The following is a 13,300-nucleotide window of genomic DNA, read 5'->3' on the forward strand; positions in this document are numbered from 1 at the left end:
GAGAGGGCAGAGGACTCACCGATGCAGCTCGGCGATGGCCCGGGCTGCCTCGTGGGCCGTTCGGTCCGCCCCCACCACGGTGGCAAAGGCTGGGCCCGTCCAGTCTCCATGGCCGAGGAGGGGGAAGCGAGGGTCGACGGTGGCCTGGGTTCCGGTGGTGGGGATGCGGCCGTCTTCCGTGCGAGGCATAGGGGGTGAGGGGGGCGGAAGCCGGTGCACCAGATGATGGCGTTCGCCTCGTCCGTGGTGCCCTCCGCCCAGGCGACGACGGTCGCGGTGAGGCGGGCGAACATGGGGTGGCCTTGCGGAGGCCGGCGTCGCGTGCTTCGCGGACGGGCGGGACGGCGACGATGTCGCCGAGGACCGAGACGCCGTGGTTCCTCCAGGAGACCGTCTACGCAGCATCGAACCTCACGCAGCGAGGACAGCCGCACGGCCGATGAGTCGATTCAGCCACCTCGCGCAGCACCATGGCGAGCGTGCACGGAACTGGACCGCCCCCTCCACGCGGAATAGCCGCAGGCTGGTTCCGAATTGTCTCCTGTAGCGGTTGCAAGAGGGGGATGTCGATGGCCGAGTTGATGCTGTTCCGACAGGACGCGGACGGAAGGGACGTGGAACTGTCCGGGTCGACGGTGGCGTTGGAAGTGGAGCTGCAGCGGCGGGTCGAGGCCGGGCTGGAGCAGATGCTCGGCATCCGGTTCGTGGCGTCGGAGTATGCGACGGGTCCGTGGCATCGGGGGCGGATCGACACGCTGGGGCTGGATGAGAACGGCAGCCCCGTGGTGATCGAGTTCAAGAGGGGCTCCGACAGCGGGGTGCTGTCGCAGGCCGTCTCGTATCTGTCCTGGCTGCGTTCGGCGCGGCACGAGTTCGAGGCGCTGGTCCGCAAGGTGCTGGGCGCTGAGGCCGCCGAGTCGATCGACTGGCGCCGTCCGCGGATGGTCTGCATCGCGGCCGGCTTCTCCCACCACGACCGTGTGGCGGTGCAGTGGCTTCCCGAGCGGATCGACCTGGTGCGCTACCGGGTCTTCGAGGGCGGCCTGCTGAGTCTGCTGCTCGTCGATTCCTCGCCCGGCTCTCCGAGCGCCGCTTCGCCTCGGCGGAGCCGGGAGCGGGACGCAGTGGTCGGCAGCGCGCCAGCGGCAACGATGGTTCCTGCTCCGACGGGTGTCGGCCTCGTGCCGGAGTGCCTGCGAGACCTGTACGCGGAGTTGGACGAGGCGCTCACGGCGTGGGGCGAGGTGGAGGTGGCGCCGCTGCGCCACTACATCGCCTACCGGCGTCTGGTGAACGTGGCATCGGTGATCTTCCGTCCGAAGCACGAGGCGATCTTGGTCTATCTCAGACTCGACCCGGACTCGGTCGTGCTGGAGGAGGGCTTCACCCGGGACATGCGCGGCAAGGGACACCTGGGGACCGGGGACCTGGAGGTACGCCTCGCTTCGGCGGCGGACCTGGAGAAGGCGGCGCCGTTGATCCGGCGGGCGTTCGAGGCAGCCTGACAGAAGCAGAAGGGCGGCTGGAGCATCGGTTTCTCGATGTTCCAGCCGCCCTTCGGCGTCTGCGGCCCGTTGGCCCCGGGCTCTTCGTTCTCATGATCAGGCCTCCGGTCCAGCCAGGTCGAAGTCGCCCTTGGTCAGCTCGGCGCGGAGCCGCTGCTCGGCCACGTCGGCGTAGTGCGAGGACAGCTCGACGCCCACGAAACGACGTCCTTCGCGAAGGGCCGCGACGCCCGTGGAACCGCTGCCGGTGAACGGGTCGAGGACGGTGCCGCCCTCGGGGCAGACCTGTACGAGCTGCCGCATGATCTCGACGGGCTTCTGGGTGATGTGGACCCGGTCCTTGCGGGGCTGGGAGGCGATGTAGTGGCCGGGCAGGTAGAGGTCGCGGGTGTTGTCGAGGGATCCCTTGACACCCCAGACGATGAACTCGGAGTCCTGCTTCGGCCCGCCCTTGCGGGGCCGACTGGCGGGCTTGATCCACGGGATGGTGCCGCTCCAGGTCCAGCCGGCCATCTGCAGGGCGTCGGATGTTGTCGGTTCCTGGCGCCAGTCGGTGAAGACCATGGCAACCGCGTGCTCGGTCGAGGCCCGGTATGCCTCGGTGAGCAGTTCGGTCAGCCAGGAGCGGTAGGAGCGCTGGTCGCGGTTCTCGCCGGGGAAGTCGGCGAGATCGTGGGCGCTGTTGCCGGTGACGTACTTGGCCCGCGCGGTCCGTCCGGTGCGTTCCGAGCTCGTACGGCCGCCGGAGTTGTACGGCGGGTCGGTGATCACGGCGTTGACGCTCTCGTCCGGAAGGGACTTCAGCACGGTCAGGGCGTCGCCTCGGTGCAGCATGTAGCTCATGGGAAGGGCCTCTCTCAGGGCATGGCGGGGCTGGGACCGCTTCGGGCAGCGCTCAACGGCGTTCTTCCGGGGCGGGGTTGTGCTGGAGGTTAGCGGCGTTCTCCGGCCGCACCCAACGAGGCGGGCCGTGTTGCGGACCCTGGTCCGGGAGTCGTTTGGTGCGGCCGGAATCCCGGTTTACTGTCTCGCCGTGTCACCGGGCAGGCGCCTCGCTCCACCCACGCTGACCTGCGCTTTTCCGTGCTGTCTCGTCCAGTCGGGCGGTATCGGAGGCATGTTGTCCTCTTCCTTCCCGCACACCGTCAGGAGCCCCGGTGTACTGCCAGAGATTACGAGCGCGGCCGGCTGCCGCGCGTGACCTGAGACCGGTGTCCGGGAGCTACCAACTCCTCTGACCCGGGCCCGCCCGAGCGGCGGATGCACATCGGCGGGGTGCCGGCGGCTTTGCACGAGAAGTCGGCACCGCGTCTCCTACGATCACCGAGGAGCCGCTGCGATGCAGCATGCCCTGATACATCCGCGCCCCGACCCGACGCCGTCACCTGGCCGGCACCGCCGCCTCGGTGAACGGCGGCGGCGATGAAGACGACCACCAAGGGCGTCGTCGGTCTCTGCGCAACCGCTCCGCTGTTGCTGGCCGTTCCGATTCTCGCCATTGGGGCCGGGACCGCCTCGGCCTCCTGCTCGACCGGCGGGGCACAGAATGTGGATACCGCTGCCGTCGCCGCCCAGGTGAATGCGATCCTGGACGGCGGTGACGAGGGCTCGGCCTCCGTGCCGGGCCTGGACGACCCGGCCGAGCAGGTGCCCAACGCCAAGACGATCCAGGCCACCGGCGTCGCGATGAACATCCCGGCCCGCGGGCAGGTCGTGGCCCTGGCGACCGCCCTGCAGGAGAGCGGCCTTCGGAACCTGACCTACGGCGACCGGGACTCGCTGGGGCTTTTCCAGCAGCGGCTGTCGCAGGGCTGGGGCACGGCGAACGAGATCCTCGACCCGGTGTACGCCTCGACCAAGTTCTATGAGGGGCTGCGGAAGGTCTCGGGCTGGGAGTCCCAGTCGATCACGCAGGCCGCCCAGGCGGTGCAGCGGTCGGGTTTCCCGGAGGCGTACGCCAAGTGGGAGCCCCTGGCCACCGCTCTGCAGAAGGCCATCGAGCCGCTGCTACCGAAGGCCAGTGGCGCGTTGCCAGCCCCTTCACCGTCTGGCTCGGCCGACACTGGCAGTCCTGCGCCCGGCTTCGCGGGCGGTTGCAGTGCCGAGGGGGACGGGACCGACTTCGGCACCATCCCGCCCGGCGCGCTGCCGGCCGAGTACAAGATCCCCGCCAACGCTCCGCGAGAGGTCCAGACGGCGATCCGGTGGGCGCTCGGCCAGCTCGGCACGCCGTACCAGTGGGGCGGGACCTGCACCGACTCTCACGGCGAGGACGCCTTGGGCCGGTGCGACTGCTCCTCCCTGATGCAGCAGGCGTACAAGGCCGCCGGGGTCACCCTGACACGTACGACGTACACGCAGGTCAAGGAGGGCAAGACGGTGTCGGTGGATGCCCTTCAGCCGGGTGACCTGATCTTCACCGAGGGGACGGCCGCCGTACCCGAGCACGTTGGGATGGCCATCGGGCAGGGCCTGATCGTCCACGCCCCCCGCACTGGCGACGTGGTCCGCATCACGACCCTCGCCTCTTGGAAACCGCGGATTCTCGCGGCCCGCCGAGTCGTCTGACCGGCGCTTCTTCCCCCATCCCCTTCCCTCGCGCCGCCGCTTGGCCCCAGCGGGCCTCGGCGTGCGCACCATCGAACTGGAGTTCTCCATGTATCTCGCCGACCAGGTCATTCAGCTCGCCTACGATCCCGGGATCAAGCCGAACGAGGGCGGTCTGCCGGGCCTATCCGTCCTCAAGCAGGTGATGGGCTCGATCAACCTCTTCGGGCTCATCGCCGTGGTCGGCGCCCTCGCCGTCAGCGCGGGCGTGTGGGCCTGGGGCCACCACTCGGGCGGTCACCAGGCCGAGGCCAACGGCAAGAAGGGCGTGCTGGTGAGCGCTGGCGCGGCTCTTCTGCTCGGCGCGGCAAACGGCGTGGTGGCCTTCTTCAGCACGCTGGGGACGCAGGTCCGCTGATGGCTCAGCGCTCCACCCACCCCGGCGGCGCATCTCGCGTGCGCCGCCGGGCGCTGCTCGGCACCGTCGTCCTGGTGGTGCTCGTCGCCCTCGCCGGCCTGGCCGCGTACCTCACCCGCGACGGCAGGGGTCCTTCCGAAGCCCCTGCTCCACCGCCGAATTCACCCTCGGGCTCCTCTTCGCCTCCTTCGGCGTCCGGGTCGTCTACCCCGCACACCCGTCCCCATGCTCTTCCGGTCCCGCCGAGGACCCATGACCCGATCGCGTATGGGAAGGCAGCCGCGGCAGCGCTGTGGTCCTACGACACCCGTGCGTACTCGCAGCCCGAGCTGCGGAAGGCTCTGCGCGGGTGGCTGACCGCGGAGGCGAAGTACGCCGATCCGGCCTCGGTCGACAAGGTTGTTCCCTCGGCGGTGCTGTGGAAGGAGATGGCCGCCAACGGCCAGTTCGCCACGGCCAAGGTGTACGAGGGGCACTTCCCGAACGCGTTCACCCGGGCCCTGCAGGAAGACCCGGGGGCGATCACCCAGGCGTACGTCTACGCCGTCACGGTCTCCGGCAAGCAGTCGATCGCCTGGAAGGGCTCGCCCGCCGGCGGCGCGGAGAGCCGTTCCACCACCCTCGCGGTCCAGTGTCGGCCCGACCGTCCCTGTGCCCTGGTCGGCGTCATGCCGTCCGTCGCGCCCTAATCCCCGTTCAGGAAAGGAGGTATCGCCATGGGAGTCTGCGACTTCCCGCTGATGGACAAGGTGTGTGGAGCCGTCGACTTCGCCACCAACCCCGCCGGAACCGTCACGGACGGCATCGGCGCGTGGATCGCGAAGTCGATGGGCGAACTGGCGGCCAGCGCGGCCGATCTCGCCGCCAAGGCCGTCAACGAGACGACCGCCATCGACCTCAACGCCGGATGGTTCCGGGACAACTACGAGCTCTTGCTGCCCATCGGGCTCGCTCTGACCGTCGGCATCTTCTGCGTCCAGCTCATGACCGCGGCCTGGCGTCGCGATGAACGCGCTCTTGCTCAGGCGGCGTTCGGCACCATGACCGGCGTCCTCTTCAGCTTCTCCGCCATTGCCTTCACCACTGTCGCCATCACCGTGGTCGACGCCCTCTCCGAGGGACTGTTCCAAGCGGCCAACACCTCCGTCGACGACGCGATCCGGCGCGTGGTGAAGGTCAACCAGTTGGGGGCGATGTACGGCCTTGGCTGGGGCGTCCCGGCACTCGTCGCCGTCGGGTGCGCGGTCGGCGCCTTCCTCTACTGGGGCGTCATGGTCGCCCGCAAGGTCGGCGTCCTGATCATGGTCTCGCTCGCCGTGTTCGCCGGTGCCGGCGGCGGCTGGGAGGTGGCCAAGCGGTGGCGGCGCGGCTGGATCGAGGCCACCGCCACCTTGGTCGTCTCCAAGCTCCTGATGACCGTGGTCTTCCTGATCGGTGTCTCCGCCATGGGCAAGAGCGACGCCGGCGACGGGATGGCGGCGCTGTCCGACGCGATGGCGGGCATCGTCGTGATGGTCCTCGTGCTGCTCTGCCCGTACGCGACGTACAAGTTCGTGCACTGGGCCAGTGACGGCGGCGGCCACGACGACCTGCACCGCACCGGCGTCGCCGGCATGGCGGTCGCCGCCGGGGCGGCGAAGACCGCGGCCACTCTGGCGATGCAGGCCGGCACTGGTGCTCCCGCTCCCCAGGGCCCGAACAAGGTCCCCGGTGCGGGCGCCGATGGCGTCGCCTCCGGCATCAATCCGGTCGGCGGCAGCCTCAGCAAGGAGGGTATCGACGCCGGTCCGCCCAGGCAGCAGACCCGCTTCCGGTACGGCGAGGACCCGAACGCGACCGGCGACAAGGGCCGGGCCCTGATCCAGCGGCCCGGGATCCCACCGCTGATCACGCGTCCCAGCGCGGACGAAGCGGAAGGGCCGGAGGCGCTCGTCCACACCGTCACCGGCAGTTCCGACTATCTCGTCGGCGCGTCGGCACCGGGCGGCAGCATGACCTCCCTGCCGCCTGTCGGCTCCGCGACCGCGCCGCCGCCCCCTGCCGGGCCGTCGGCCACCGGTTCTCCGACGCCGACGAACTGGGTGTTCCCCACCCAGCCGCCGTCGGGTTCCTGACCCATCACACCCGGGGCGGGCCGTACGCCACGGCCCGCCCCACCTGACCGACCAACAGAGGAGTCCTCCGATGACCTCCAGAAGAGCGCCGCGCGCGCCCCGTCCTCCGCCCGCTACCACCGTCTGGAATCACCATGTCCGGCAAGCACCAGGCCCCTACAGCCACCGTGAAGTTCCCCCACCGCAGCAGGCGCGGCATCCTGCTCGGCCTGACCGCCCCGCAGCTGATCGTCGCCGGCCTCACCGGCCTTCTTCTTCTCGCCGTCGTCCTCCGCGGCGTGTTCGGCGCCCTCCAGCTCATCCCGCTGTGGGCCGTCATCGCCCTGTTCGTCTTCGTCCGCCACCGTGGCCGTGCCCTGGCGGACTGGGCTCCGATCGTCACCCGGTACGTCCTGCGCCGGATGCGCGGCCAGCTCGTCTGGCTCACCCGGCCCTCCCGTCGGCCGACCCGCGAAGGACTCCTGCACCTGCCCGGCACCGCTGCCAGCCTGCGCGTGGTCACCGCCCCCGACGGCCGGTACGGTGCGGTCCACGATCCCCACAGCGGCACGCTGACTGCCGTGGTCAAGGTCTCCTCCCGTGCCTACGCGCTGCTCGACCCGGGCACCCAGCAGGCCAACGTCAACGGCTGGGGACGTGCGCTGGCCGCGCTGGCCCGTACCGGGCAGATCGCCCGCATCCAGGTGATCGAGCGCACGGTCCCGGACTCCGGCGACGCGCTTCGCCGCTACTGGGAAGAGCACGGCCGACCTCACGCCCCCATGGCCGGCGCGATCTACAGCGAGCTGATCCAGAGCGCGGGCCCGGCGGCGGCACCCCACGAGGCGTACGTCGCGGTGGCGCTGGACACCAAGGCCGCGCGACGGCTGATCAACCAGGCCGGCGGTGGCCTGACCGGGTCCTTCAGTGTCCTGGCGCAGCTGACCTCCACCTTCGACCAGGCCGCGCGGACCGCTGAGCTCAACCCCACCGGTTGGCTCACCGCCCGCGAGATCGCCGCCGTCGTGCGCACCGCCTACGACCCCAAGGCCCTCACGGCGCTGGACCGGTGGTCCTCCGCCGGCCGTCCCGAGGCCGAGCCTGCGGCCGCTGGCCCCGTCGTGGTCGTCGAGAAGGCGGACCACATCGCGACCGACTCGGCCGTCCACGCCACGTACTGGGTGGAGAACTGGCCGAGGACCGAGACGTCGGCCGGCTTCCTGCACCAGCTCCTGTTCACCGGCGGCGTCCGGCGCACGCTGTCGCTCTCCTACGAGCCGAAGGGACTGGACGCCGCGTTGCGCGACGTCCAGCGCAAGAAGGCCAGCGTGATCGCCGATGCCGCCGAGCGGGCCCGGCGCGGCCAGGTCGACTCCGAGGCGGACTCGATCGAGTACCAGGACATCAAGTCCCGCGAGCGCCAGCTCATCGCGGGCCACGCCGATGTCGCCCTGACAGGGCTGCTGACCGTCTCGGCCGACTCCGAGGACGAACTCCGCTCCGCCTGCGCGGTCGTGGAGACCGCCGCCGTCGGCGCCCAGCTCGACGTCCGGCCGCTGACCTGGCAGCAGGCCGAAGCGTTCACCGCCGCCGCCCTGCCGCTCGCGATCGCCGCCTGACGCCGGCGCTTCCTTCCCTTCGAAAGAGCACTCTCATGTCCCGCACCGCCAGCCCGACCGCGCAGGACTTCGTGCCCTTCGCCACCGCCGCGCTCGACTTTCATCGCGCGCTCAACCTCCCCGGCGGCCCGCTCGTCGCCAGCCGGGCCGAGCTGGACGCTCTGCACGCCCATCTCGTCTCGGTGCACGGGCTGCTCGACGCCCATGCCGCCCGTACCGGTCAGCTCGTGCCGATCGAAGGCGACCAGCTTCGCGCCGCCCGCACCCGGATCTGGCAGGCCGCCGACCACGTCCACGCCGCCTACCACGCGGCGCCCCGGCCGGACTCGGGCGAGGTGCCCGAACCCGAGGCATGCCAGGCCGGCCTGCCCGAAGGGGCCCCGGAGCTGACCATCTGCCAGCGCCACCAGCGCGCAGCGCACCTGGTCCGCCGCCGTACGACCCCGGCCGACCTGCACACGCCGTTCACCGGCCTCGTCCGCCGCTGACCCCATCACCTGTCTGGAGAAACGTTCATGCCCCGCACCCGCGCCAGCGCCTCTCCCCTGTACGTGCCGCACAAGGCTTCGCGGGCCCAGCAGCGGGCCGCCCGAGCCGGATTCGCCGAAGCCCGCCGCCAGGCCCGCCTCGCCGGAACATCGCCCAAGCACCGCGCCGAGGAAACCCTTGACCCGGAGCTGCGGCCGATCTACCCGCCGACCGGTCGTCCCGGTCCGGCCTCGGCCCGGGGCGGCAAGCTCAGCCTGCCCGCCCACCGGATGACCACCGCCACCGCTTCGGGGGCCTACCCCTTCGTGGCCGAGGGCGGCCTGGGGGCGGAGGGCATCTTCATCGGCCGCGACGTCCACGCCGAAGCCGCCTTCTGCTTCGACCCGTTCTCGCTGTACAGCAGCGGCCGGATCGAGGGCTTCACGAACCCCAACGCGGTCCTTGCCGGGATCATCGGCATGGGCAAGTCCGCGCTGGCGAAGTCCATCGCCACCCGGTCGATCGCCCACGGCTACCGGATCTACATCCCCTGCGACCCGAAGGGCGAGTGGACCGGCGTCGCGCAGGCCCTCGGCGGCTACAGCATCGCCCTGGGCCCCGGCCTACCGGGCCGGCTGAACCCACTGGACGCCCCGGCCCGGCCCGGCTCCGTCAGCGAGGACGACTGGGCGACCGAGGTCCGAAAGCGCCGTCTGCTGCTCCTGGCCGGCCTTGCGCGCACCGTCCTCAAGCGCGACCTGCTGCCGATGGAGCACACCGCCCTCGACCTCGCCCTCGACCTGGTCGTCTCCGAGGCCGCCGCCCGTGGCTCGGTGCCGCTGCTCGGAGAGATCGCGCAGGCCCTCGGCTCGCCCGAACGCCTCGACCGGGCCCTCGGCCACCAGGCCGGACACCTCGGGGCCGCTGCCCAGGACCTCGCGCACGCCCTGCGCCGCTTGGTGCACGGCGACCTCAGTGGCATGTTCGACGCCCCCTCGACGGTGGCGTTCGATCCGACCGCGCCGATGCTGTCCATCGACCTCTCCCGCCTCGGCGGCTCCGGAGACGACACCGCCCTGGTCTTGGCCATGACCTGCGCCTCGGCATGGATGGAGAGCGCTCTGTCCGATCCGGACGGGGGCCGGCGCTGGGTGATCTACGACGAGGCGTGGCGGCTGATGCGGCACGTGGGTCTTTTGGAGCGCATGCAGTCCCAGTGGAAGCTCAGCCGGGGTCTTGGCATCGCGAACCTCATGGTCATCCACCGGCTCAGCGACCTGCTCTCGGCGGGCGATGCCGGTTCTCGCGGCCGGGTGCTGGCCGAGGGCCTCCTGGCCGACTGCTCCACCCGCATCATCTACCGCCAGGAGCCCGACCAGCTCGACGCCGCCGCTTCCCTGCTCGGCCTGACCGGAGTCGAGACCCAGGCGGTGTCCGCCCTGACCAAGGGCCGGGGCCTGTGGAAGGTCGCGGGCCGGTCCTTCATCACGCAGCACATCCTCCACCCGGCCGAGCGCGAACTGTTCGACACCGACGCCCGCATGTCGGCATAGGGCCTGTCCGGAGGATCGATCATGTCTGCTTCTTCCAGTTCTCCCGGCCTGGCCGAGAATCGGTCGCCGGCGGCCACCGACCGTCTGGCGTGGCGGAGGCACATCCCGGCGCTGGCCTCCGCCGCCGCCGGGATCAGGCAGGCGTCCGACGCCTGGGACGCGGTCTCGGACTCCTTCTGCGACGGCGACGGCTGGCCCGTCGACGAGCAGGGATACGAGGACGGCAAGGTGAAACGCGACGCTGAGGCGTGGAAACACGTGGAGGTCTTCCTCGCCCACGGTCCCGAGGTCCTGGCCGGCGTCCGCGCCGCCGCCCATGGTGCCGACTACGTCGAGGGGCCGATCAGCGAAGACCTCCGCCGGCTGCACGGGATCGACACCACCCTGGAACGGGCGGGACAGCTCCAGCGCGAGTGGGATCAGATCATGGCCCTCATGGACGCCTCGCTCCCCGGCTCGCGGAAGCTCTACGAGAGCCAGGCGGAGGAGGACCGCAACGCCGACGGCTGGCACTACGCCGACGAGCTGTCCATCCGCGGCCCGGCCCTCGTACGGGCCGCCGACTTCCTGGCCGGCCGAGCGGTCCGCGAACAGTCCTCGCGGACCGAACAGGCACGTGCGGCCCTTGCCCGATCCACCTCCGACCGTCGGAGGCCCCTGTCCGCTTCTCCCCCGGCGCCACCGGCACCCGGCCCACCGGTGCCGGGCCGCTCCCGCTGACGCCCATAGCACCGAGTCCCAGCGGGACCAAACCTTCCGATCGCCAGATCCTCGTGGACCACCGCCCGCCCCTGTACGGCGTGCCCGCAGCCCACGCCGCCGACCGCTGGAACACCCCACTACGGAGAAAGCCCATGTACCAGGACAACCCGCTGATCACCTTCGAGCGAGAGGGACCACACATCACCGCGTGGACCAGCACCTCCTCCTCGCCTGTTGTCTCCGCGGATCCGAAAGAGGATCACGGGTACGGCTTTCTCACCGCTCCCCTCCGCCAACGCGGCCTGGAGGTCACCGTCGAGTACGGCCTGAGCAACTACATCGTCCACGCCGCTCTCCCCGATGGCAGTTCGCTGATCATCTCGCCGCCGCAGGAACCACCCAGCGAGGAGCCCGAGTTCCCCGAGAGCTGGACGGCGATCCGCCACCGGGACACCGGGCCCTCGGTGTACGAAGAGATCTACGACTCGGAACCCGGCGGCCCTGACGCCCGGTACGGCGGCAGCGTCCCGAGTCTGCTCGCCGCCATCGACACACGCCTGGACCAACTCGGCGTGCCGCCACGCCCCGAGCAGCAACGCTCCTCACAGGAGCGCGCCGCCGACGCCGTGCTCCACCGTGCGGGCTTCATCACCGCCGTCTCATTCGACGGCGAGCGGTACCACCGGCTGCCCACGGCCATGACCGATCCGACCGAGCAACGGCGGGCAGTGACCCGGGCTTTCGCCGCGCTGCAGGACGAGGGCTTCACCGTCCTGTGCGACTCGGCCCTGCTCACGTCCAAGGGCCGAAGTTGGACAGACCGGACCGCCCTGCTGATCTCTGCTCAGCCACGGGTGAGCGCTGCTCTCGCGCCCTCGCCGTCGGTCGGACCGCGCATGGTCCGCACACCCCTGGCGACGGCCCCTCCCCCACGTCCCGTGCTTCCACCAGCATGTCCCTCCACCACCCCTGGTCGCTGATCTCTTCCCGTCTCGGAGTACGCCGTATGCCTCTCACCAGCAGAACCCTTCCGGCCCTCGACCTCCCCCGTCATCGAGCCCGCACCGGATGGATCAGCTGTGTTGCCCACCTCCGCCGAAGAACTGCTTGCCGACGTCACCGTCGGCCGCCACCCCGACTACGGCATCGTCGCCGCGAACCCCAAGAACCTCGCCGCCGGAACCTGGATGCTGGAGCGGCTCGACTTCCGCCCCGTCCTGGGCGAGCCAACCCTGTACGCCCTGACCGACCAGCAGCGTGACGGGCAGGGCCGCGCCACCCGGGCCGTCGCGCTGCTGCGCAACGCCGGCTTCCGGGTCGACACGGACGCCGTGTTCAACCCCTCCCTCCTACCTGGCGCGGAGCCCGTCCCCTCCCGGGCTCCGCACGCCGAGCCCGATATCGCATTCGCCGAGCATCCGCGGCTCGGCATCGTCGCGGCCATCGACAGCCGCACCTCCGGACTCACCGGACTCGCCCTGGTCGAACACGGCTGGCGGCACGATCACCGCCTGGACATCTACACGCTGCCCGCCACCACCAGCCGCGACGAGGCCCTGGGGAAGGTCGCCGACGCCACGCTGGCCCTGCACCGCTCCGGTGTCCAGGTTGCGGTGCAGCCCCGCCTCGCCCACGACGTAGCGGCCCGCCACCGCCCCGCGCCCACCTCGTCCCGCGACCGTATCCACGGCGCTGGCCGTAGTTCTCCGATCGTGGCCGCCGCGCTCGCCGCCAGCCCGGCCCTCGCCAATTTCCCGGGCAAGGCGCCAGCGTCGGCTCCCGCCACTTCCTTCGCGGCGGCCCGGCCGGTCGACCCGCGCATCGCGTTCATCCGCGACCGCTGACCCAACTCCCGTAAGGAATAACTCCCATGGCCGTGAAGACCATCTGGCCGATCAACCACTCATGCGGCCACAAGGACGACCGTGACCTGTCCGGTCGGCCCGCCGACCGCCGCGCGGGCTTCGCCGAGTGGCTCGCCAACCAGGAATGCAGCGAGTGCTGGCACGCTTCCAAGGAGAACAGCGAGCAGGACAAGGCCGCCTGGGTGAAGGCCAAACGTGCCGAAGAGCAGGCCGAGTCCGAAGCCTGGTCGCAGCAGTACCGGATGCCTCCGCTGGAGGGAACCGAGCGCGCCGTCCCCTGGGGTGTGCGCTGCCGCCACCAGATCCTGGCCGCCGTCTACACCGCGCTGGTCGTCGAGGGCGAAACCAGCGAGGCGGAGTGGGAGGGGATCGAGGAGACCGCTCGCACCATCACCCGCGCCGGATGGTGGATCGACCAGCGCTCCTCCGAACCCGACGACCTCACCGAGCTGCTCCAGGCCGCCTCTGACGCCGACCGACCCAGCGAGAACCCCTACTTCTAGCTGTCCGGTGCCCCGCTGCGGCGGGGC

Annotated in this window: 13 protein-coding genes and 1 pseudogene; 12 read left to right on the top strand and 2 right to left on the bottom strand. The window is 70.9% G+C overall.

What is annotated here, in order from left to right:
* Positions 1-15: 15 nt before the first annotated feature.
* Positions 16-373, bottom strand: a pseudogene (locus ACFWJO_RS28970) (pyridine nucleotide-disulfide oxidoreductase); the annotation flags it as partial.
* A gap of 196 nt (positions 374-569) precedes the next feature.
* Between ACFWJO_RS28970 and ACFWJO_RS28975 the strand changes: the two are divergent.
* Positions 570-1,505: an endonuclease NucS domain-containing protein gene (locus ACFWJO_RS28975; RefSeq protein ID WP_386869799.1), complete on the top strand. Its 936-nt coding sequence runs from the start codon at positions 570-572 to the stop codon at positions 1,503-1,505.
* A gap of 96 nt (positions 1,506-1,601) precedes the next feature.
* Here ACFWJO_RS28975 and ACFWJO_RS28980 read toward each other — a convergent pair whose 3' ends face one another.
* Positions 1,602-2,348, bottom strand: coding sequence for a DNA-methyltransferase (locus ACFWJO_RS28980; protein ID WP_386869801.1), 747 nt, complete (start codon positions 2,346-2,348; stop codon positions 1,602-1,604).
* Between the two features lie 579 nt (positions 2,349-2,927).
* Between ACFWJO_RS28980 and ACFWJO_RS28985 the strand changes: the two genes are divergently transcribed.
* The 11 genes from ACFWJO_RS28985 (at position 2,928) to ACFWJO_RS29035 (ending at position 13,273) form a co-directional block, all read left to right on the top strand.
* On the top strand, positions 2,928-4,073 hold the full coding sequence (locus ACFWJO_RS28985; RefSeq protein ID WP_386869802.1) for a C40 family peptidase: 1,146 nt from the start codon (positions 2,928-2,930) through the stop codon (positions 4,071-4,073).
* Between the two features lie 88 nt (positions 4,074-4,161).
* Positions 4,162-4,470, top strand: a complete 309-nt coding sequence (locus ACFWJO_RS28990) for a DUF6112 family protein (protein ID WP_386869888.1) — start codon at positions 4,162-4,164, stop codon at positions 4,468-4,470.
* Positions 4,470-5,159 (top strand): hypothetical protein, encoded by a 690-nt coding sequence (locus ACFWJO_RS28995; RefSeq protein WP_386869804.1) that lies wholly within the window; start codon positions 4,470-4,472, stop codon positions 5,157-5,159. Before ACFWJO_RS28990 ends, ACFWJO_RS28995 begins: the two co-directional genes overlap by 1 nt.
* 27 nt (positions 5,160-5,186) lie before the next feature.
* Entirely contained in the window at positions 5,187-6,584 is a 1,398-nt protein-coding gene (locus tag ACFWJO_RS29000) for an ATP-binding protein (protein WP_386869806.1), read from the top strand.
* 134 nt (positions 6,585-6,718) lie between these two features.
* Complete coding sequence (locus ACFWJO_RS29005) at positions 6,719-8,182, top strand: SCO6880 family protein (RefSeq protein WP_386869808.1); 1,464 nt, start codon at positions 6,719-6,721, stop codon at positions 8,180-8,182.
* A 35-nt stretch (positions 8,183-8,217) separates the two neighbouring features.
* Complete coding sequence (locus tag ACFWJO_RS29010) at positions 8,218-8,670, top strand: DUF6238 family protein (RefSeq protein ID WP_386869810.1); 453 nt, start codon at positions 8,218-8,220, stop codon at positions 8,668-8,670.
* A gap of 27 nt (positions 8,671-8,697) precedes the next feature.
* A complete protein-coding gene (locus tag ACFWJO_RS29015) occupies positions 8,698-10,203 on the top strand; it encodes an ATP-binding protein (RefSeq protein WP_386869812.1) in 1,506 nt (501 codons plus the stop codon).
* A gap of 21 nt (positions 10,204-10,224) precedes the next feature.
* A complete protein-coding gene (locus ACFWJO_RS29020) occupies positions 10,225-10,923 on the top strand; it encodes a hypothetical protein (protein ID WP_386869814.1) in 699 nt (232 codons plus the stop codon).
* Positions 10,924-11,057: 134 nt separating this feature from the next.
* Entirely contained in the window at positions 11,058-11,885 is an 828-nt protein-coding gene (locus ACFWJO_RS29025) for a hypothetical protein (RefSeq protein WP_386869816.1), read from the top strand.
* A gap of 99 nt (positions 11,886-11,984) precedes the next feature.
* Positions 11,985-12,749, top strand: a complete 765-nt coding sequence (locus ACFWJO_RS29030) for a hypothetical protein (RefSeq protein WP_386869818.1) — start codon at positions 11,985-11,987, stop codon at positions 12,747-12,749.
* A gap of 26 nt (positions 12,750-12,775) precedes the next feature.
* A complete protein-coding gene (locus tag ACFWJO_RS29035) occupies positions 12,776-13,273 on the top strand; it encodes a hypothetical protein (RefSeq protein ID WP_386869820.1) in 498 nt (165 codons plus the stop codon).
* Positions 13,274-13,300: the final 27 nt, after the last annotated feature.

Origin of the sequence: Streptomyces sp. NPDC127092 (genome assembly GCF_042722475.1) — a bacterium.
Taxonomy (GTDB): domain Bacteria; phylum Actinomycetota; class Actinomycetes; order Streptomycetales; family Streptomycetaceae; genus Streptomyces.